Raw genomic sequence first — 21,248 nt, forward strand, 5'->3', positions numbered from 1 at the left:
TATCTTAACCGGTTTTAAAAAAAGTGAGCAACATTCAATTCAAACAGTATATTAGAATGTTGATTCAAAGATAATACCATGTACAGGGACATGATAATTCTTCGGGGAGCAAAGGTGCATAACCTTAAAAACATTGATTTGGACATTCCTTTGGGAAAGATTGTAGCGATAAGCGGGGTTTCGGGAAGCGGCAAATCCTCCCTTGCACTCGGCGTTTTATACAGTGAAGGATCAAGAAGATACCTTGACGCCCTCTCAACTTATACCCGAAGAAGGATTTCCCAGTCAAAAAAGGCACAGGTCGACTCGATACAGTACGTTCCGGCCTCCCTTGCGCTCCATCAGCGTCCCAGCATTCCTAATATCAGAAGCACTTTCGGAACCTCAACCGAGCTTTTAAATTCTTTAAGGCTTTTGTATTCAAGATGCGGTAACTATTTCTGTTCGAACGGCCACATGCAGGATGCAACGCTCAACGTTGCCCGTGAACTTCCTATCAAGTGCCATGAGTGCGGCGAGGAGTTCTACGGCCTTGGAGCAGAGGAATACGCATTCAACTCAGACGGGGCATGCCATTCATGCGGCGGAACAGGATACATCATGGACGTTGACACCTCAAAGCTTGTTCCGGATGAGACAAAAACGCTTGAGGAAGGGGCCGTTGCGGCATGGAACCAGTTCGGGATTTCATGGATGTATCATGTCGCAGGAGAGCTCGGAGTCAGGGTAAATGTTCCATTTAATAAATTAACCGATGCGGAAAAGGATATCGTCTACAATGGCCCTGAGGTCAAAAGGTACATCAACATACCGTCAAAAAACGGGAAGCTATTTGAGCTCAATGCGGCATACAGAAACGCCCACAGGGCAATCGAAGAGGCATTGAAAAACGCCAAAAGCGAAAAGGGACTGACCAAAATCAACAAGTTCCTTAAAACAAAGCAGTGCGATGACTGCAATGGAACAAGGCTTAATGAAAAGGCAAGGCAGACCCTTTTGGGCGGAATCAATATATCCGAAGCCTGCAAAATGACCTTAAAAGATTTGACATCATGGATTGAAGGGGTATTAAATGATTTGCCCGATGAAATGAAAAAGATGGCTGAAGATATCGCAGAGGAGTTCACAGACAACGCAGAAATACTTCTGGATTTGGGTCTTGGCTACATTTCACTTGACAGGCCTTCAAACACATTATCCACAGGCGAATTGCAGAGAGTCCAGCTTGCAAAGACATTAAGAAACCGCACAACAGGAGTCCTGTACGTTTTGGACGAACCGTCAATCGGCCTTCATCCGGACAACGTGGACGGATTGATTAAAGTAATCAGAAGGCTTGTTGATGACGGAAACTCAATCATCCTGGTTGACCATGACACAAGAATTCTTAAAATAGCCGACCATATGATTGAAATGGGTCCGAAAGCCGGAGCCGACGGAGGAAATGTAATAGCCCAGGGTTCACTGAAAGAAATCATGAAAAATGAATCATCACAGATTGCGCCGTTTTTAACAAATAAAGCAGACATCATAATAAGAGACAAATCAGGTGACGTTTTCGAAAACGGATTCATTAAAATAAAAACATCAGAAATCCATAACGTAAAGGCAATGGACGTTAAAATTCCTAAAGGCAAACTGACTGTTGTAAGCGGAGTTTCCGGAAGCGGAAAGACAACCTTGCTTTTGGAATCTCTTTATCCAGCGCTAAAGGCAGTCATTAACGAAGAGGAACTTCCCGATAATGTTACAGACATCGAATGCGACAACATCAATAAAATTGAACTGATTGACAGCGTGCCTATCGGAAAAAACGTGAGAAGCACAGTTGCAACATACTCAAAGGTACTGGATGACTTGAGAAGGGAATTTTCCAAACTCTCCGATGAGTATAAAACCGCAGACTTTTCATACAATACCGGTTGCTTAAGGTGTGAAACCTGCAACGGCACGGGAAGCGTTTCCATGGATGTTCAGTTCCTTCCGGACGTTGAGATGACTTGTCCGGACTGCGGGGGAACCAGATACAACAAGGACATCGAAAAGACACGATACAACAATCTCTCATTGGCGGATATCATGACGCTCACTATTGATGAAGCCCTGGAATTCATATCAGGATTGAATAAGGCAACATCAAAACTCCAGAAGCTATCTGATTTAGGTCTTGGATATCTTACATTGGGCGAAGCAACGCCAAGCCTTTCGGGAGGCGAAGCCCAGAGGCTCAAGCTGGCTTCAGAAATCGGAAAGTCACAGAAAAATTCTGTATTCATTTTCGACGAGCCTACAATTGGCCTTCACCCGCTCGACGTCAGAGTTCTCATTGACGTTTTTGACCACCTGATTGATAATGGAGCAACAATAATAGTTATAGAGCATGATCTTGACCTCATTTCTAATGCGGATTATATCATAGACATCGGAATCGATGAAAACTATCTTGCAGGCGAAATTCTTGCAGAGGGAAGCCTCAAAGACACCATTGCCTGCAAAAAGAGCCTCACCGGAAAGTACCTCAAAGAAAAAAATCTGAAGTAAACACCAGCTTAAAAAATTAAACAACTGTCACCATTCACATAAATTAAGGCAAATTTAGCAATATTTAAATATAAAATAATTATATATTAACTATTGTAATATCTTTTTTAAAAAATGTATTACCTAATTTAATAATAAAATTTAGAAAATTAATAACATAAATGGAGAATTATTAAATGGATAAAAAAATCTTAATCGGTGCAGTCGTGGCTGTTATCGCAATAGTCGCAATAGCTGCAATAGCTTTAGGAGGAACCGGCACATCCAAGCATGCACCTAACGAATTGGTTGCATGTGTAGCTGCTCACGGTGAAGAACCTGAATACGGTTTTGACCCAATGCACGGATGGGGATACCACGATTCAGGTACGGAACCTCTTATTCAGAGTACTCTTTTAAAAAGAGATGCAAATAACACTTTCGTAAACGATTTGGCAACGAACTACACTGCGAATGACAACTTCACTGAGTATGTAGTGGACATTCGCGGAGACGTAAAATTCACTGACGGTTCCAAACTGACCGCAGGCGACGTAGCATTCTCCTACAACAAAAGTAAAGAGCTGGGAGAAGGCGCTGACTTAAGTTCCCTAAAAGAAGTTAAGGCTGACGGAGACACCAAAGTCATTTTCACTTTGGAAAAACCGGATTCCACTTTCGTCAACAAACTCACTGACGTCGGAATCGTTCCTGAAAAAGGATATGACGCTGACAACTACGGTAAAAACCCAATCGGATCAGGACCTTATAAACTGGCTCAATGGGACAAAGGACAACAGTTCATCCTTGAAATCAACGATGACTACTACGGCGAAAAACCTTACTTCACTAAAATAACCAACCTCTTCCTAGACCCTGACGCAGCATTCGCAGCAGTCAAAAACGGAGACGTTGACATTGCTGAAGTGCCTGTTGCATACGCAAACGAAACCATTAACGGATTCCACATGGAATACTTCGACTCAATTGACGTACGTGGTATATCACTGCCTACTCAAATGAATACCGGTAACGTAAGCGAAGACAACGTAACCATAGGTAACAACGTAACCGGAGACCCTGCAATCAGGGAAGCACTTAACGTCGGTGTAAACAGAACCAAATTGCTCGAAGGAGCTTTAAACGGATTCGGTAACGTTTCATACACCGGTGTCGCTAACCAGCTCGCATGGTCCTTTGAAGCACCATTCACAGACGGTGACGTTGACAAAGCAAAACAAATCCTCGCTGAAGCAGGATGGAACGACACCAACGGTGACGGAATAGTCGAGAAAAACGGAACTCCTGCTAAATTCACAGTATACTACAACGCAAAAGCATCCGAAAGACAGGCAATTGCAGTTGCAGTAGCTGAACAGGCTAAAGAAATCGGTATCGACATCGAAGCTGTCGGAGGAAGCTGGGACGACATCGACCCTAACAAATACTCACAGGGTGTTGTATGGGGATTCGGTTCAGCTGACCCAATCGAACTCGAACACCAGTACGACTCAAGAGTAGCATGTACCGGTTACGACAACCCTGAAGCTTTAAACGACTCAGCAGTTGACGCAGGAATCGACGCAGCAAAGGCACAGGCCCTTGATGCATCATACTCAACCGGGTCAGGAGTTGCACAGTCCGCAACTTCACACTATCCATTCCTCTGGGTAGGAACTGTTGACTACACATACTTCGTTAACGATACGTTAGATATCTCCAACTCAACCCACCTCATCTATCCTCACGGTGGAGACATCTGGGGTAATATCTACGACTGGAAACGTATAGAAAAATAAATTCAAGTAAAATGATTTAAAATTAATCATTTTATTTTTTTTCTTTTTTTTAATTGAAATTATGCGAGATGATTAAAATTAACGGCAAAAGACTAGCTAAATTTTTAGGATTAAAAGCTATCAGATTGCTAATCTTGTTAATAGTCATTGCAGCAATAAGTTTTATCATGATTCAGCTGTCCCCGATTGACCCTGTAAAGGCATATCTCGGACAGAGGCTTGTCTCACAGGAACAGCTGGCCATCGTCGGCGAATACTGGGGAACTAACCTTTCACTTGGCGAAAGGGTAATGGGCTGGCTTCAGACACTTGCTTCCGGAAGCATGGGATTCTCATTAATTTACAGGGCTCCCGTAACCGAAGTAATCATTCAGAAGTTCACCGCATCATTTACCTTAATGCTTGTATCCTGGGTAATTTCAGCAGTTGTAGGATTCGGCCTGGGAGTGATTGCAGGAGCCAAGGAAGGAACAATTATCGACAAGGCAATCAAAACTTACTGCTACATTCTGCAGTCCTCACCGACCTTCTGGATCGGTTTAGTAATCCTGATGGTTTTTTCAGTATATCTGAGATGGTTCCCGATAGGACTTTCGGTTCCAATAGGACAGCTGTCCGATACGGTAACGTTCTGGCAGTGGCTTTACAGGCTCATACTTCCGGCATTTACCTTAAGTATCGTTGGAATAGCTTCCCTTACCATGTACACCAGAGATAAATTAATCAGCGTTAAAAAAAGCGATTACTTTTTATTCTCACAGGCAAGAGGGGAAAGCTTCTGGGGAATCATTAAAAATCACGGTATAAGAAACATTCTGATTCCGGCAATCACCGTTCAGTTCATGTCATTCAACGAACTTTTCGGAGGAACAATCCTCGTTGAACAGGTATTCGCATATCCGGGAATCGGACAGGCAACGGTTGCGGCCGGATTACGATCAGACGTTCCTTTGCTTTTAGGAATAGTTCTGATAAGCGCAACATTCGTATTTGTAGGTAACCTTCTTGCAGACGTCATATACGAGTACGTTGACCCAAGAATAAGGAGTGAGAACGATGAGTGAAATGCCATGGTACAACAGGGGAATTTTCAGTTCCCTAAACTTAAGGCAGAAGACCCTTCTGACAATCGCCCTTACGTCAATACTGCTTTTAGTGATTTTCATCTGCGGATACCTCATTGACGCAAACCTGCCTACGGACTTTTCAATCAAGATGCAGCCTCCTTCCTTTGAGCACATCTTCGGAACCGACTGGATGGGAAGGGACATGTTCATAAGAACCCTTAAGGGATTGAGCTTAAGTATCATGATAGGTCTTGGAGCTTCAATAATTTCAAGCATAATCGCAACCATTTTGGCATTCGTTGCAAGCTTCAACAAGTACTGCGACACCTTCGTCTCATGGCTTATCGATTTATTCGCTTCAATTCCGCATATCCTGTTAATCATGATGATTTCCATCGCTTTAGGAAAAGGCGCATTCGGTGTGACGATGGCAGTTGCGTTTTCACACTGGGTAAACCTCACAAGAGTTTTAAGAGCCGAAGTGCTTCAGATTAACACGTCCGAATACGTAATGCTTTCAAGAAAGTTCGGAAAAAGCAAGCTCTGGATAGCAAAAGAGCACATCTTGCCTCTGATACTTTCACAGATATTCGTCGGAACATTATTAGTATTCCCTCACGCAATCATGCACGAGTCAAGCGTAACTTTCTTAGGATTCGGTCTTTCACCACACGAGCCTGCAATCGGTATAATTCTTTCAGAGTCAATGAAATACCTTGCAATGGGCGCATGGTGGCTTGCATTCTTCCCTGGAATTTCACTGTTGATTGTAGTGTTATTATTCGATATCATCGGAGATAACCTTAAACGCCTGGTAGACCCATCAGAGGCGAACAAATAGGTGATTTAAATGGCTAAATTACTAGAAGTGGAAAACTTATCCATATCATTTACGCAATACGTCCAGGGTCTAAACAGGCACGACTCAAGGGTCATTTCCGATTTGACAATTGATGTGGATGAATCAGAAATCGTGGCGGTTCTGGGTTCAAGCGGATCCGGTAAAAGCCTTCTGGCACATTCAATACTTGGAATCCTTCCCTATAACTCCCACGTCACAGGCGAAATAAGATACAAGGGACAGACTTTGGACCAGGATTTGAAAGAGAAATTAAGGGGTGATGAAATATGTCTCATTCCCCAGTCAGTCAATTTCCTTGATCCATTGATGAAAGTATCCGAGCAGGCAATAGGCGAGTGCAAGGACGATGCAGAGCATAAGGAGCGCAAAGTCAGGCAAAGGGAAATATTTGCAAGATACGGCCTTGACGAAAGCGTGGATAACTTATATCCTTTTGAACTTTCCGGAGGAATGGCAAGAAAAGTATTATTGTCTACAGCTTTGATAGAAGACCCTGATTTGCTTATAGCTGATGAGCCTACTCCAGGCCTTGACAAGAAAAGCGTTGAGGAAACGATTTCAGATATCAAAAACCTTAAGGAGCACGGAAAAGGAGTATTATTGATTACCCACGAAATCGATGCGGCGCTTAAAACTGCCGATAGAATTGCAATATTCTATTCCGGTTACGTTATCGAAATCAATGACGTTAAAAACTTTTCAAGCTCAGAAACGGTTCTTCACCCGTATACGAAGGCATTAATCGATTCCCTTCCAAGAAACGGCTTCAAGCTCACAGAAGGAGTCCAGCCTTTAGGCGAAATACCTGGATGTCCGTACTATGAAAACTGTCCTATACGCACTGACAGATGCAACAAGGAAAGACCTGAGCTTGAGGAACATGACGGCGTAATGATAAGATGCTTTAATTTCAAGGAGGCTAACGATGGAGCTTAAGGCTGATAACATATCCTTTTCATACAACAAGAAAAGGGAGATACTCAAGGACATTTCACTGTCCGTTAAAAGCGACCAGATTATAGGCCTGATTGGAGACAGCGGAAGCGGAAAAAGCACACTGTGCAAAATCATGGCCGGATACATTACACACTACACGGGCAATGTTACTTTAGACGGCAATCAGATACCTGACAAGGACTACTATCCCGTACAGCTGATTTTCCAGCATCCGGAAAAGACCATGAATCCGAAGTGGAAAATGAACAAGGTTTTAAACGAATCATGGACCCCTACACAAGATTTGAAGGATACCTTCGGTTTAAAGGATGCATGGCTGACCCGTTGGCCGAACGAACTTTCAGGCGGAGAATTACAACGTTTCAGTATATTGAGAGCGCTTAATCCAAAAACGAAATTCATCATTGCAGACGAAATAAGTACGATGCTTGACGCTGTAACCCAGGTGCAAATCTGGGAAGCCCTAATCAACCACTGCAAGGCAAACAACATCGGAATACTGGCAGTAAGCCACGACGATGAATTGCTTGACGTAATCTGTGATGACATCATAAAGTTTAATGAGATTAATAATCTCTAATATACTTTTTTTATTTTTTTAATGTAGATGTTACCGTTCATCAATTCTATTTTTTATTTGATCTTTTATTAAATTAAATTTTCATTTGATTATTTTAGTAGTTTACATTATAACTGATTGAATTATAATAGCTAAAATTAATTAAAATGACAGTAATTTTTTGTCCGCTGGAAGCCAAAAAACAAAATATGAATAGTATTCACATATTCCATAACCATCACTCCGTCTGCGCAACAGGAATATTGTTGTTTTAACCAAAAAAAGTTATATACATATCATTTATAAAAATTATATTATTGATTTGGAGGAATTATAATGAAGTTTAAGAAAGTTTTAATAACTGTATTAATCCTTTTCATCATGATTACGATTTCATCCGTTAGTGCAGCCGACACATCTCAAAACGTTGATGAAGTTGATGGTGATGTAATCAGTCTTGACATAAACAACGAAAATATTTTAGCTGCAGAAAACAACAATGAAATTTCAAGTAATGAAAATATTTTGGCGGCGGAAAATAATAATAATGAAATTTTAGGTGATGGAAATTCAAATCCTGGAACTTTCACCGACTTATTTAATTTACTTTCAGGTAAAAGTGAAGTCACACTGGATAGAGATTATACTTATAATAAGGCAACAGATAAACAATTAATTAATGGATTGCAACAGGGTATAAAACTTACCGGTTCAATTGTAATCCACGGTAATGGTCATACCCTCGATGCGAATCATAAAATGGGAATCTTATATCTTAGCGATGGAAGCTATATTCAACGTCTTGTTTTGGATAATATAACTTTTATAGACGGTGAATCCCGAATGGGTGGTGCTGTTTACTTTAAAGGTGGAGAATTAGAAGTAAGAAATTGTATTTTTTTAAACAATAAAGCATTTACACAATCTGGAGGTGCTATTTATGTAGATAGCGCAGGTTATACAAAAATAGTTAATAGTACTTTTAAATATAATACAGCTACTTCAACAACTGCTATTGAAAGAATAGGTCGAGGAGGATTAGGCGGATCCATATTCATTAAGGGAAATAAAATAATAGATATAACTGATTGTAATTTTATTGATAACAAAGCTTCACACTATGGCGGTGCAATCCATATTCATAACAAAAATAAAGATGCCATTAATATAGTAAACTGTAACTTTACACACAATACCGCTGGAGAAAAAGGCGGAGCAATTAATATCTTTAACGAAAATCCAAATTCAAACTCAATAGTAAAATATGTCATCTTCGGCTCAAAATTCAATAAAAACCATGCAAAATTAGGTGGCGCAATATACTATAACGATGGTCCGGTAGAAATAATACTATCAGAATTCATTGAAAATTCCGCAAGTAAAGAAGCAGGAGCCATATTTAGAAATGGGGAATTAATACAAAAAGAAGTTCTATTTTTAAATAATACTCCTCAAAATTTTGAGTATACCGGTGGTGCTGACGATTATGATTATGATGAACCAACATCAAATCCAAATTATCAGGAATACAACACAAACTATGGAAGTATTGATAAAATAACAGTGCATAATAATCAAATACCAATAAAAGACAACAAATTGACACTGGATGTGCTAAACCATATATTCAACAAAGACTTCAGAAACGGACATCTTCTGGTATACATAGACGGTAAACTGGTATTCAATGCCACAACAACGGATAATCTTTTACAAATCATATTTGATTTGTTTAGCTTATTATCAGGAAATCATGAAATCAAAGTGGTATTCACTGATAACAATGGAAATACAAACACATACACTGAGAATATAACCATTTAATTATATTCTCCTTATTTTTTTCAATGCCATCATTTTAATTTATTAGTATTGATGATATCATATAATTATTTTAAAAATAGCGAGTTATTCTTTTGATTTAAAATACACACATCATTTTTCTTTAATTATCTCTTTCAGTTCACGGATTTCGTCTTTAAGCTCGTCGATTTTAGCCTCGTTTTTAGCGAGCTGCTCGTTCATCTCATCGATTTTGGCATCCTGTGAATCGATCTTTTCCTTTATCTCGATAATGTGATAGCTTCCTTCCTTCAAGAGATTATCCATGAAGTATGTGGAAATGGCTCCGGTGATTGCACTGAAGATAAATACGCCGATAATCAGAAGAACCAGGCTTACAATCTTTCCGTAAACGCTGTTCGGGGTGATGTCACCGTATCCAACGGTCGTTATGCTTACAACAACAAACCACAGGTCATCAAAAAGATTGCTCATTCCCGGATCAACAAGGTATAAGCTTAATGTGGAACCTATTACAATCAAAAGCAGAATGGCCAGTATCTCATCAAGGCGGGTATCCTTAAGAAAAGTGCCGACGATTTTGAAGTATTCTCCGATTAAAAAGAGTATCCTGAATATTCTAAGGAGCCTCAGGTATCTCAGATACATGAACTGGGAAAAGACAATGTCAAACGGTATGGATGCAATCAGCTCTATCCAGTTTGATTTGAAGTATTCCTTCTTGTCTTCTGCCTTGAAATAGCCCCAGAAGAAATCAAATAGCAGTATTATACATATTACAATGTCAAAAAGAAGTATTTTTTGATATAATGCCGGTGAAATGTCGGATACGAGAGAATAGGTTATGAGAATTACATCCAGAACAATCAGCAAGCTCAATATCATCCGGGTAATGTTTATGATTTTTTTCGTATCCATTTAGATTATCTCCCTAATATTTCATCATTATTTCTTTCATCTTTTCAAGCAGGAATTCATGTAAATTTGCATTTTCCGAATAGAAAAGATGATCATCATCAAAAGCGATGAATTTATCGTCATTAATGCCGTAGGTTATTTCATCGGATTTGATTTTGGCTCCAAAGTCAAAGCATTCCAGTTCGCTGTCATCGCCAACGGGAAGATTAATTTTTTCAAATGGAGTTCTTATGACATAATCCGTTGAATAATTGTAAAAGTCATTGCCAACAATATAAAAGTCGAATTCATCACAACCTGAACAATGCCCTTCTTCAATGCTTATCAAATTAACGTAAACGCCGTTATGGCTAATCTCATAATCAATCAGCGAATCATTATCTATTAACCAGTTATTCTCATCCAGACAATAGACATTAAAATCATTTAAAAGCATTTCAATATTCATTTATTATAACTTTGTATCTTTTAGTATAACATTATTTTGCAAACAAAAAAGGCATTACCGACTTTCCACATAAGAATTAACATGGACGGATGGCAATATAACATTGATGAGAAAACGTTAAGGGAAGCTTTGGATTTGGAAATTACAGAAATTGAAAACAATGGAGTAGAGATTATCGCTAAATTTAATGACAATACTGAAATCATGACTCCACTATTGTTTGACAGTCCAAGCCATCCTTTCTGCAACTGCAATTCAAAGCATTATTTCTGCAAGCATTACGCTGCTTTAATGTTTTACGTTGAAAAGCATCCTGAACTCCTTAAATCAGATGATGATATTGAGGATATCATAAGCGTTGCCAGTGAATCAAACATCAAGGGATTTTTAAAAAGGGAGCTTGAAGTCAATCCCGATTTGAAAAAGAGATTTTTGGATGAATTTTCTAAAAAGTCAAAAATCGATGAAACTCACTACTCAAAAAAGTTAAGAAAGATATTCAGGCAAGGCGAAGGCTATAATTTTGAAGATCATGGAATGTATGACTTGGATTCAATGGAATCCGACCTGTATGAATTTTTAAGGGAGGATATTACCAATATACTTAAAGCCGGCGAATATGATTTTGCCTTTGAACTCCTATTGAAAATCGGCAAAATCCTCAATGACGAGATTGCTTCAACCAGCGATTCATGGTACGATCTCTCAGAGGAATACATTCAAACAATTGACGCTTTAAGCCAGACCATACATCTTTCCAAAAGTCAAGTTGGTGAGTTATATTCAAATACAGACGTAATACACATGTGCCTGTGATTGATTGGAATTACCTTCTTTTTAAATATTACTCGCTTTTTGAAAAAATCTAAAATCACTTCAAATTACTCAATTAATATAATATTGCCTTTATTTTAGAATTAAAAAGATTTAAATACATTAAAATACAAAATAACTAATCAGTTCACCCAGATTGAATATTTTCAAGTTGTGATATATTTCTATTAAATTTGTTCTCGTCTCGGAGGAAAAACATCTTCTGGGTGGACGTTACCTCCTTACTTTATAGTTTATTAATTAAATCCACGCTTTCCTCCGAGAATTTCACCTAGAAAAAAATATGAATTTTTTAATCGAAATTACTTTCATTTTGAATATTACTCGCTTTTTGAAAAAATCTAAAATCATTGCAAATTACTCGTTTATTATAATATTGCCTTTATTTTAGAATTAAAAAGATTTAAATAGTTTAAAATACAAAATAAGTAATCAGTTCACCCAGACATTATTATTCAAAGACATGGCTATAGTTTCAAAAAATTTCTAATTTTCATTCTGGGTGAACCCATCTTCTATTGGTTTAAAAAAAGGATAGCTGGAGCGATAACGCTTCAGTTATCCAGAAATTCAACGTCAATCTCACTATCTGCATAGTGGAAAATCCATGGGGTTTTCTTGCAGGTTATGGAAATCGCCGGAAACTCCTCAAAGTAAATGAACGGCGTTACGAGTTCAGGCAGTCTCTGAGGCAGCTTGGTCGGTATCTTTCTCGGTTTTCTAAGCTTTTCAGGATATTCGTCGTTTAGAAGAAATCCCATGTTAATGTAGTATTCGTCAAGCATCATCAATTCCGGCTGGCTGGAATCGAAAATCAAATCGCAAAGGTTTGCAAGGTGCGTCATTGAAGAGTTGACGCATACTCTGTTATTGCAGTTCGGACAGTTATCCATTCAAATCCCTCCTAAAACAGTAAATTTCCAAATACAATGCAGGTCAACAAATATCCTATCATGAATATGAATTTCGCTAAATCTCTGATGATAAATCACTCCTTTTAAGTAAATAATAAAAAATGTGGATTTAATCGTAAAAGATCAAATCCTTAATCATGTCACGTGCAATCTCTTCAAGCAAGACATGTCCGGCGAGACTTTCGAAGTGCGGCCTTGGATTGTAGACCGTTGTGCCTAAAGTGACGTTATTGCCGTGAATCCTGATTCCGATGTCGGTGACTTCACCCAAATCGGGGTTTTCAAAAACGACTGCGCTTTTGGCTAAACCGCTTTCAACCTCAAAGGTTACGGTACTGCCGGCACAGCTTTTTTCTACAACGTGAATGAGCCTGACATAGATGCCGCTTTCATTCATTTTTCTTTCAACGAACTCGAAAAATTCGTCATCCATTCCGTCGAAGGTGTACTTTTCATCGGCAAGGCCAAGGAGGGTCGGCATTTCGCCTGATGCGTCAAGCTCTTCAACGTAGAACAGGAATTCGTCAGCTACAGTTACGGTGGTTTGGATTGTTTTTCTAATATTAATTTGCATATTTTCCTCTTTTTTTATGATAATGGTTTTTGGTCTTTTAACAACGGGTTGCTTTAAAATGCTCTTAAGAGCGGATTGTCAAATACGGATGGATACAACCTCCTCTTTTCAAAATAGTATTCAAAAAGCAAGCCTACAGTTGGAAAATATATTTTGGATTAGAACACTGAATACCCAGTGACTTCTACAAATGCTATCATATCTATCAACTCCCTTAAAGTTATATGATAATTCGTATACAGTCTGTTTACAAATGGTGCGGAAAATTTAAAGTACAGTACTAATTAATATATCACTAATAGTATATAAAGGTATCGGTTTTTTTCCGCTTTTTTGAAAAATTTATGAAATTAAAAAAATATACAATAGATTATTAACGAAAAAATACATAATTAAATACATGATTGGAAATGACTGGGATTCCTTTTTAGCCGAGGAATTCGAAAAGGAATACTTTAAACACATTATGGAATTTATTGATGAGGAATATGAAACGAAAACGGTTTATCCGCCACGGGATGAGGTTTTCAATGCATTTAAATTAACACCTTTAAAAGACGTTAAGGTTGTTATTTTAGGCCAGGATCCATATCATGAAGCCGGACAGGCTCACGGACTTTGCTTTTCAACACCTGAGGGAAGGCCTATACCAAGATCACTTAAAAACATATTCAAGGAAATCCAAAGCGAATACGGTTATGATATCCCCGAATCAGGATGCCTGGAATCCTGGGCAAGACAGGGAGTATTCCTTTTAAACACAGTATTGACCGTCCGTGAAGGCGAGGCAAACTCACACAGCGACTGCGGATGGCAGATTTTTACAGACAGAGTCATTGAAATATTAAATAATCAAGAACAACCAATTGTTTTCCTGTTATGGGGAAAGCAGGCCGAAAAGAAAAAGGATCTTTTAGACAATGAAAATCATCTTGTATTAATAACGTCACACCCATCGCCATTTTCTGCAAGAAGGGGCTTTCTTGGATGCAATCACTTCAAGTTATGCAACGAATTTTTAAGGGAAAATGAAATCGACTGGAAGCTAGTATAGCAAATCGGGAATTATCATGTTGTCGATATATATGGTATCGTCCCTTAACGACTCTATATGATGGATAACGTTAAGTTTTAAATCCTCAAGCTTTATTCTGCCTTCAAGATTTTTAAAGTCGATGAAAAAGTGACATTCGTAAATTATTTCATCATCGTGGTTTAAAACCTGCCACTTCTGGCCGGTGATTTTCAATAAGTGAGCCGACCATCTGCTCATTATGGAATTAATCTTTAAGCTCACTTCCTCCACATCAAAATCGATGTAGTAAACGTCGGGATTCATAAAAAAAGGGTAAATGATTCAGTTGTGAATCAGCAAAACGTCTCTTTCCGTGCTTTTAAGTACCTTTTCGGCTACGCTTCCAATGAAGAACCTGTGAAGGCCGGATTTACCTGAAGCGGAAATGATAATCAAATCAACGTCTTCCTTTTCTGCAACGTCGACGATAACATCTGAAGGGATTCCCTTAACGACCATTTTTTTTACGTTGACTCTTTCGTCAAAGCGTGCGGCCATGCGATCCACGTTATCCTGCGCTTCCTTTAAAAAACCCGCATTCATTTTAGCAATTGTTTTTTTGCTTTGAAATGGTGTTGTAGCTGACAGTTTACTTGCAACGGACAATATTATGATTTCCCCGTCGTCTGCAAGTGCTTTTATAGCTCTTTCAACTTCATGCTCTGAAAACTCAGAACCGTCTGTAGGTAATAGTATTTTATCAAACATCTTTGAAAACTCCTTGTACAATATAATATGTTTTTACTTACATTTATATTATTTCACTAAATTTCGATAATTCATTTAAAACACTTTGCAGGTCCGGAGAATTGAGAATGTTTTCATCATCGACGAAATCCAGCTGGGCCTTAAGTTCCCTGTGGCGATACTTGAATCTGAAAATGATATCCACCATCTCTGAAAAGAGCTCGATGTCATTAACCTTCAGCAACAGCTCTTCCAGCTCATTGAAGGTTTCTTTTAGATATTTATCGAATTCCTCATTGCCGTCAAACTCGATTTCAAGAGATATTATAGCATCAAAGATTCCCTGACAGTCTATTTCCATCCTGTCCGATTTAATGGGGTTGATTTCACTGCTTTTCATAGTTAAAGCACCATGATGTTGTTGTATGACTTGTAGGTTCTGTATTCATATGAAATGATGTAGTTTCCAGGCTCCAGGTTAATGTTGAGATGCGCTACGCCATCATTATCAGTAGTGCGGGTGTAGTTGACTCCGTTTACAAATAATGTCACGTTCTCGTTTGCTCCAATAGCTTCGCCGTCAGCCAGTACCTGAACTGCAAAGTCAGATCCGTTCCTGTAATCCTTTATCAAATCGGTTGAATTGAAAGTGTACTTATGGGGCTTTGTTACGTTAAATGATGAGTGGGCGGTCATGTTATCGTAACTAACTGTAACGTTGTACTCGCCGACCTTTAAGCCATCGATTTCAACCGGCATTAACAGTAAACCGTTTAGTCCGTAAATTCTTGATGAGTTAATGTCAAAGGAATGGATTTCATCATCAATCGTTACGTTGACGATTCCCCTTGCATCTCCAGGAAGCTTAACGTCAATGCGTGTGGCCTGGCCGTACAAGATGTCCTCGCAGTCCACATCCAATGAATTAAATGCATAACTGGCATTAACGCTTAAAATGAGAATTATTAACATTAACGTGACAGTCTTTAAGTTCATAATTATTAATTGATGTTCAAGGTAATTATAGTTTTTCAAACAATAAATTTAAATAAATTTCAAACGATATATTACCTTATGGTTTTTCAATTAATTTCAACACTTCTTATTGCGGTTGCTCTTGCAATGGATGCCTTCAGCGTTTCACTGACAAAGGGCTTTACGCAAAAGGACCTCACAAAAAGCCAGATTTTTTATTATGCGCTATTTTTCGGATTTTTCCAGTTCATGATGCCCATTTTAGGATATTATTTCGGCGAGGCAATATCAACATTCATCGCGTCAATAGCCTCATTCGTAGGATTCATTCTCCTTTTGGCAATAGGGCTTAATATGATTAGGGAAAGTTTAAGCGATGATGAGGACATTACAGACAATTTCAGCTTCAAGGAAGTAACTTTACTTGCCATAGCCACAAGCATAGACGCCTTTGCGGTCGGTTTAACTTATGCAATTCTCGGAAGCGAAATCCTTATACCGTCAGTAATCATCGGAATCGTTGCTTTTCTCTTTACCTTATTGGGAATTTTCATCGGAAAAAAGATCGGCGATTACTTCGGTGGCCGCTTCCAGATTTTGGGCGGCGTCATACTGATTCTAATCGGAATAAAGATTCTTTTAGGATTTTAATGTGAATCCCATATTCTCTGGTATTTCCTGACATAGAGCTTTGCCCAGACATAACCGAAAACTCCTCCCAAGAAACATCCCAATACCAGACCTGCATAGATTCCTATAACTCCCCAGCCGAAAACAAAGCAGAACACATATGAGCATATGCATTCAAAAATCAGTGAACGAAGCAATGTAATAATCAGTGAATATATGCCCTTTCCGACACCCTGAAACATCATTGCTGACATTATACCGTGCGGAATCGCCAAAACAAACAATGTCAATATGGATATTGCCGTTGCGATTTCAGGAGCCATGGATGCGCTTGCTGAAGTATAGGCAAAAAGCGTAGCAATCTGTGAAGAGAATACATACATCACTATTCCGATAGCTATTGAAAGAACGAAACCCAGTTTGATTGAATAGGAATGGGCAGTCTTGAGGTTTTCGGAATTGTGCGCACCGTATGCAACGCCTGCAACGGTCAATACAGCAGTTCCAATACCTAAAAGAGGAATCATAGCTAATTGAACGATTCTCATTGATGCGGTATACACCGCTACAGCTGTCGTTCCGGCCACGACCACAAGCATGCCGTTAATGATGATTGCAAGAATTGAAAAGACGATATTTTCAAGGGTTGAAGGGATAGCTACCTGAAGCTCATCAAGAACCATTTTTCCTTCAAAATGGAAGTTTTTAGGTGATAAATCAAGATACAGGTCTTTTTTACCCCATATCCAGTATGACATTACAATACATGATAACGTGGCTGAAAATACCGTTGCCCATGCCGCACCGACAATTCCCATGTTTAAAACATAAATGAAAACCGGATCGAGAATTATGTTCATGACAGCAGTTACTGCGATTGCAATTGTTGCCCTTCTCATGTCTCCTTCGGACCTGAATATCGCTGAGGCCACTCCGGAATATACAAAGATGAAAAGTGCTCCAAATACGATATTTCCATAGCTTACCGCATATTCTATAGTTTCGCCGGCACCCATCATTTCCAAAAGCTGGCGCATGAATATGAGCATTACGGCCGTTGATATTACAGAAATTATGATACATAGTAAAATTGCGTGCAGGGCAGCGTTATTTGCCTCGTCGTAGTTTTTGGCTCCGATATGACGAGCAATGAGTGAGTTTGCTCCCGCTCCGATACCGTTACCTAAACCGACCAGTACCATGAATAATGGCGTGATGAATCCTATTGCAGCCAATGCGTCCGCACCGAGTCCTGAAACCCATATGCTGTCTGCAATATTGTAGAGCATAATTAAAAGCATGGAAATCATCATCGGAATTGCCAGTTTGACAATTGCCTTTTTAGGGTCACCTGTAATCATCTGAATGTTTTCGTTACTGTCAGTCATTTAATAATACCTTGTAAATTGTTGAATAAAATGTTGCCAATATGATTTAATTAAAAAGTCTGAATTTGAATTGAGGTGGCATTAATATAAATTAAAAAAATTCAATTCGATAGGTTAATTTTAGTTTTTACTTATATATAAACTGTTGCATTAACAACAATAAATCAGTCCTGAAGCTTTAAAAACTCATCATAAGTATCTGATTTTATAACATCCAAGAAGAACTTGAGCTTTACCGGACCCAGTTCATTTAGATAATCGTCATAATAGATTGAATCCTTTATTTCAAGGTAATCTGCATGAATCAAATCATATAATGGCCTTTTGCATTTATCGACGATTTCGCCCAGCGCTATGCGGGGTCCGTTAATCTTGTAGGCAAGCAGATCATACTTGTAGTCTTCGTAGTAGCCGTTTTCAATGAATCTTCTCATGTTTTCCTGTCCTGCAGGAACGGTATCGAGGTAGGTGCAGTCAACGACATGGGTGATTGACTTTGAATGCTTTCGGCGGTAATAGAAATGCTTTCTGATGATGGAGATTCTTTTGGCCTTCAGATAGATTTCAAAGAAAAATGGCATGTCCTCAAAGAGCATGCCTTCTGGAAAGCGGACGTTGCTTTTCTGAAGAAAAGAGTTTTTGTAAATCTTTTGAGATCCGCTGACGGACAAATCAAATAAAAAATCACTGCATTCATCGGGAGCAAATACCCTGCCGTCAAATGACTTGTCAAAGCTATTCAGGTTGAACCAGTCGTTTTCATAGACCCTGCCGGTTTCGTCATCATAATTAAGCATCTGAAACATTGTAATGTCTGTATTTTTGCTTTTGGCTTCATTAAAACATTCCTCAAGGGCATCGGATGTAAACCAGTCATCGCCGTCGAGAAATGAAACGTATTCGCCACGGGCAATTTCAATCCCCTTGTTTCTTGATGCACCGGGACCAATGTTTTCCCCGTTATCAATTAAAATAATCCTTTCATCATCAAAGGAGTTAATAATATCTAATGTATCGTCCGTTGAGCCGTCATTGATTATGATAAGCTCCAGATCATGCAATGTCTGATTCAGAATGCTTTCAATGGCATTTGCAATATATCTCTCCTCGTTAAAAACCGTTAAAATCACTGATATTTTCATACGAATCCCCTTATCAGTTTCAATATTTCTTCGATATTTTGACCTATTAAAAGATTATGGCGAGTATTTTCAAATATTACCATTTCTGAATCATCAATGTTATCGTTTAAAATCCTCTGCAGTTCAACGGAGGTTATCTCATCGTCACGGCCTGATAAAATCAATGCCGGAGAATCAATCTCAGACAAGCGTGAAGTCACATTAAACTCCATTCCCATGTCAATCGCATTTTTAATAGCCTTTAAATTGGCAGTTTTGGCAGCTTCCATTTTTATGAATTCCAAATCGCCCTTATGTTTTTCAATCATTTCATCTGGAAGAACGTAGTTTATGATAACGTCATAGAACTCCTCAAAGGATACGTCAATGGCATCCCTGAACTCCAAAAACTTCTCATGAAGCTCGTCGTCGACTTCGCTGAAAGTGGACATGAGCACAAGCTTATCGGTAAAATCAGGATAATTAAGGGCAAAATTCAATGCAACGTTTCCCCCCAATGACAAACCGATTAATGACGCCTCATCAATTCCCAAATCATTTAAGAGATTATGCAAGTCATCTGAAAGCAGGTCCACCGTAAATTCATCAAAACCCAATTCGGACTCGCCGTGACCCCTTAAGTCATATGACAATACCATGTAATCACTTTTAAGAACTGACGTTAACGGAAGCCAGTATAGGAGGCTGTCACTTAGGCCGTGTATGAAAACGATAGTCTTATCGCCGTCGCCTTCAAGCAGATAATTGATTTTCATGATTATTAGTTTTGTAGCAATTGATTAAAAAATTTTAGCAAATGTATTTAAGGGCAATGCATTAATATAATCAATCATGAAACAAAAAATGAAAGTGGCTAAAACTATTTCAACTTTTACCAATCCGCCGATAATCAGCATACCTTTATTCTTTATAATCTGTCTGATACTTGCAAAGGACAATATCTGGGAGTTTCCAATGCTTGAGCTGGTCTCACTTGTCTTTACTTCAATCCTTCCGATGGCTATCATTTTATACTGGGCCAAAAGGACAGGAAGCGACAAGGACATATCAAACAGAGAGGACAGATTCACCCCGTTAATTATTGGCTCAGCGTCATACTTTATCGGTTTTTTAATCTCAATGTTTTTAGGATTAAACCAATTTCTCACAGTTACCCTTTTGTGCTATGCAATCAATACGTTTATCGTTATGCTAATTACAAGGCACTGGAAAATCAGCGTCCACACAACAGGCCTTGCAGGTCCGGTCTGCGCATTAATTATACTTGCAGGTCCTTTCGGAGCAATCTTTGCAGTGCTCTATCCGATACTGATATGGTCAAGGGTTACTCTTAAAAAGCATACCATGGCACAGGCAATTGCAGGAGGCGTTCAGGGATTCATACTGGCCTCATTTGAACTGTATCTATTCATATTCCTCTTTAACTTAAACGTTGTCAACATCTATCCCTTTGCATACGTATGCGCCTTTATACTAGCTATTGTCTTTACGCCTGTCGTTTTGGGAATATTCACTTATATGGGCATTAACAATCCATTAATATTCTATTTAACGGAAATTATAGGACTGTGCTTCTTTATGGCCGTGACTCCTATTGACGTCACGTTAATATATGTTATAATTTCAATAACGTCCATACTGATAAGCAATTATGCAGGTGAAAGCTTTGCATGGTATAATATCATAAAATTAAAATAAGTAAGGAAAGTGTTAATTAACGCAAATTAACACTTATCTGTCCAATATTCTTCCGGTGTCTATTTTTTTGGTATTGTAGTTAACGGCCTTGTGAACGTCGTTAAGGGAGCTTTTAAGGTTTCCGGCGATTACTTCACGAAGCTCATCGTCGAATGGAGCTGCCTTTTCACCGTAGAATTCACAGATTTTAGAGATTTTTTGATCTTCAAGGAAAATGAAGTATTCCTTCCAGTGGTCGGTCAGGTCCTTTAAAAGACTTTCAATGTGAATGAACTCTTTATTCAGTTTGTTTGCTCTTTCGTATGCTTCCTTTTCAAGAGCGGAAAATTCAGCAATTTCCTCTTTTGTGTAGTCTTTTAACAGTTTCTTATCAGCCATATTATCACCATTAAAAAAAA

The 21,248-nt window shown here is 38.7% G+C and carries 23 protein-coding genes; 11 read left to right on the plus strand and 12 right to left on the minus strand.

Annotated features, from left to right (window positions below):
- Positions 1–78: 78 nt before the first annotated feature.
- The 7 genes from F3G70_RS06940 to F3G70_RS06970 all read left to right on the plus strand — a co-directional run bounded on the left by F3G70_RS06940 (position 79) and on the right by F3G70_RS06970 (position 9,588).
- The gene (locus F3G70_RS06940) at positions 79–2,541 is read left to right on the plus strand and encodes an ATP-binding cassette domain-containing protein (protein WP_149731977.1); all 2,463 of its coding nucleotides are present in this window, start codon (positions 79–81) and stop codon (positions 2,539–2,541) included.
- A gap of 176 nt (positions 2,542–2,717) precedes the next feature.
- Entirely contained in the window at positions 2,718–4,319 is a 1,602-nt protein-coding gene (locus tag F3G70_RS06945) for an ABC transporter substrate-binding protein (RefSeq protein WP_149731978.1), read from the plus strand.
- A 68-nt stretch (positions 4,320–4,387) separates the two neighbouring features.
- Positions 4,388–5,383: an ABC transporter permease gene (locus tag F3G70_RS06950; RefSeq protein ID WP_149732012.1), complete on the plus strand. Its 996-nt coding sequence runs from the start codon at positions 4,388–4,390 to the stop codon at positions 5,381–5,383.
- Entirely contained in the window at positions 5,376–6,227 is an 852-nt protein-coding gene (locus tag F3G70_RS06955; RefSeq protein WP_149731979.1) for an ABC transporter permease, read from the plus strand. Before F3G70_RS06950 ends, F3G70_RS06955 begins: the two co-directional genes overlap by 8 nt.
- Positions 6,228–6,236: 9 nt before the next feature.
- The gene (locus F3G70_RS06960) at positions 6,237–7,184 is read left to right on the plus strand and encodes an oligopeptide/dipeptide ABC transporter ATP-binding protein (RefSeq protein WP_149731980.1); all 948 of its coding nucleotides are present in this window, start codon (positions 6,237–6,239) and stop codon (positions 7,182–7,184) included.
- The gene (locus F3G70_RS06965; protein ID WP_149731981.1) at positions 7,174–7,785 is read left to right on the plus strand and encodes an ABC transporter ATP-binding protein; all 612 of its coding nucleotides are present in this window, start codon (positions 7,174–7,176) and stop codon (positions 7,783–7,785) included. Before F3G70_RS06960 ends, F3G70_RS06965 begins: the two co-directional genes overlap by 11 nt.
- A 315-nt stretch (positions 7,786–8,100) precedes the next feature.
- Positions 8,101–9,588 carry a hypothetical protein gene (locus tag F3G70_RS06970; RefSeq protein WP_149731982.1) on the plus strand — a complete coding sequence of 496 codons (1,488 nt, stop codon included), beginning with the start codon at positions 8,101–8,103 and terminating at the stop codon, positions 9,586–9,588.
- Between the two features lie 111 nt (positions 9,589–9,699).
- On the opposite strand, the gene F3G70_RS06975 is transcribed toward F3G70_RS06970, so the two are convergent.
- Together F3G70_RS06975 and F3G70_RS06980 are read right to left on the minus strand one after the other, a co-directional pair.
- Positions 9,700–10,485, minus strand: a complete 786-nt coding sequence (locus F3G70_RS06975; RefSeq protein ID WP_149731983.1) for a potassium channel family protein — start codon at positions 10,483–10,485, stop codon at positions 9,700–9,702.
- Between the two features lie 13 nt (positions 10,486–10,498).
- Positions 10,499–10,933: a hypothetical protein gene (locus tag F3G70_RS06980; protein ID WP_149731984.1), complete on the minus strand. Its 435-nt coding sequence runs from the start codon at positions 10,931–10,933 to the stop codon at positions 10,499–10,501.
- A 36-nt stretch (positions 10,934–10,969) separates the two neighbouring features.
- Here F3G70_RS06980 and F3G70_RS06985 point away from each other — a divergent pair, with 36 nt between their 5' ends.
- Positions 10,970–11,749 (plus strand): hypothetical protein, encoded by a 780-nt coding sequence (locus F3G70_RS06985; RefSeq protein ID WP_149731985.1) that lies wholly within the window; start codon positions 10,970–10,972, stop codon positions 11,747–11,749.
- Positions 11,750–12,321: 572 nt separating this feature from the next.
- On the opposite strand, the gene F3G70_RS06990 is transcribed toward F3G70_RS06985, so the two are convergent.
- Entirely contained in the window at positions 12,322–12,660 is a 339-nt protein-coding gene (locus F3G70_RS06990; RefSeq protein WP_149731986.1) for a hypothetical protein, read from the minus strand.
- A 130-nt stretch (positions 12,661–12,790) separates the two neighbouring features.
- Positions 12,791–13,255, minus strand: a complete 465-nt coding sequence (locus F3G70_RS06995) for a hypothetical protein (RefSeq protein WP_149731987.1) — start codon at positions 13,253–13,255, stop codon at positions 12,791–12,793.
- A 400-nt stretch (positions 13,256–13,655) separates the two neighbouring features.
- Between F3G70_RS06995 and ung the strand changes: the two genes are divergently transcribed.
- Positions 13,656–14,309: a uracil-DNA glycosylase gene (gene ung, locus F3G70_RS07000; RefSeq protein WP_149731988.1), complete on the plus strand. Its 654-nt coding sequence runs from the start codon at positions 13,656–13,658 to the stop codon at positions 14,307–14,309.
- On the opposite strand, the gene F3G70_RS07005 is transcribed toward ung, so the two are convergent.
- From F3G70_RS07005 to F3G70_RS07020, 4 genes are read right to left on the minus strand one after another with little or no spacing between them, the layout of a single operon-like run.
- Positions 14,301–14,594 carry a hypothetical protein gene (locus F3G70_RS07005; protein WP_149731989.1) on the minus strand — a complete coding sequence of 98 codons (294 nt, stop codon included), beginning with the start codon at positions 14,592–14,594 and terminating at the stop codon, positions 14,301–14,303. The genes ung and F3G70_RS07005 overlap by 9 nt on opposite strands.
- A gap of 18 nt (positions 14,595–14,612) precedes the next feature.
- Complete coding sequence (locus tag F3G70_RS07010; protein WP_149731990.1) at positions 14,613–15,038, minus strand: universal stress protein; 426 nt, start codon at positions 15,036–15,038, stop codon at positions 14,613–14,615.
- Between the two features lie 43 nt (positions 15,039–15,081).
- Positions 15,082–15,417, minus strand: coding sequence for a hypothetical protein (locus tag F3G70_RS07015; RefSeq protein WP_149731991.1), 336 nt, complete (start codon positions 15,415–15,417; stop codon positions 15,082–15,084).
- Positions 15,418–15,419: 2 nt separating this feature from the next.
- Positions 15,420–16,013 (minus strand): hypothetical protein, encoded by a 594-nt coding sequence (locus tag F3G70_RS07020; protein WP_149731992.1) that lies wholly within the window; start codon positions 16,011–16,013, stop codon positions 15,420–15,422.
- Positions 16,014–16,091: 78 nt separating this feature from the next.
- Here F3G70_RS07020 and F3G70_RS07025 point away from each other — a divergent pair, with 78 nt between their 5' ends.
- On the plus strand, positions 16,092–16,643 hold the full coding sequence (locus tag F3G70_RS07025; RefSeq protein ID WP_149731993.1) for a manganese efflux pump MntP: 552 nt from the start codon (positions 16,092–16,094) through the stop codon (positions 16,641–16,643).
- On the opposite strand, the gene F3G70_RS07030 is transcribed toward F3G70_RS07025, so the two are convergent.
- From F3G70_RS07030 to F3G70_RS07040, 3 genes are all read right to left on the minus strand, one after another.
- On the minus strand, positions 16,640–18,010 hold the full coding sequence (locus F3G70_RS07030; protein WP_149731994.1) for an MATE family efflux transporter: 1,371 nt from the start codon (positions 18,008–18,010) through the stop codon (positions 16,640–16,642). The genes F3G70_RS07025 and F3G70_RS07030 overlap by 4 nt on opposite strands.
- Before the next feature lie 164 nt (positions 18,011–18,174).
- Positions 18,175–19,152: a glycosyltransferase family 2 protein gene (locus F3G70_RS07035; protein ID WP_149731995.1), complete on the minus strand. Its 978-nt coding sequence runs from the start codon at positions 19,150–19,152 to the stop codon at positions 18,175–18,177.
- Positions 19,149–19,907, minus strand: coding sequence for an alpha/beta fold hydrolase (locus tag F3G70_RS07040; protein WP_149731996.1), 759 nt, complete (start codon positions 19,905–19,907; stop codon positions 19,149–19,151). Before F3G70_RS07040 ends, F3G70_RS07035 begins: the two co-directional genes overlap by 4 nt.
- 76 nt (positions 19,908–19,983) lie before the next feature.
- Here F3G70_RS07040 and F3G70_RS07045 point away from each other — a divergent pair, with 76 nt between their 5' ends.
- The gene (locus F3G70_RS07045; RefSeq protein WP_149731997.1) at positions 19,984–20,850 is read left to right on the plus strand and encodes a hypothetical protein; all 867 of its coding nucleotides are present in this window, start codon (positions 19,984–19,986) and stop codon (positions 20,848–20,850) included.
- A gap of 33 nt (positions 20,851–20,883) precedes the next feature.
- Here F3G70_RS07045 and F3G70_RS07050 read toward each other — a convergent pair whose 3' ends face one another.
- On the minus strand, positions 20,884–21,228 hold the full coding sequence (locus tag F3G70_RS07050) for a hypothetical protein (RefSeq protein WP_149731998.1): 345 nt from the start codon (positions 21,226–21,228) through the stop codon (positions 20,884–20,886).
- Between the last annotated feature and the right edge of the window lie 20 nt (positions 21,229–21,248).

Origin of the sequence: Methanobrevibacter millerae (assembly GCF_900103415.1) — an archaeon.
GTDB lineage: Archaea > Methanobacteriota > Methanobacteria > Methanobacteriales > Methanobacteriaceae > Methanocatella > Methanocatella millerae.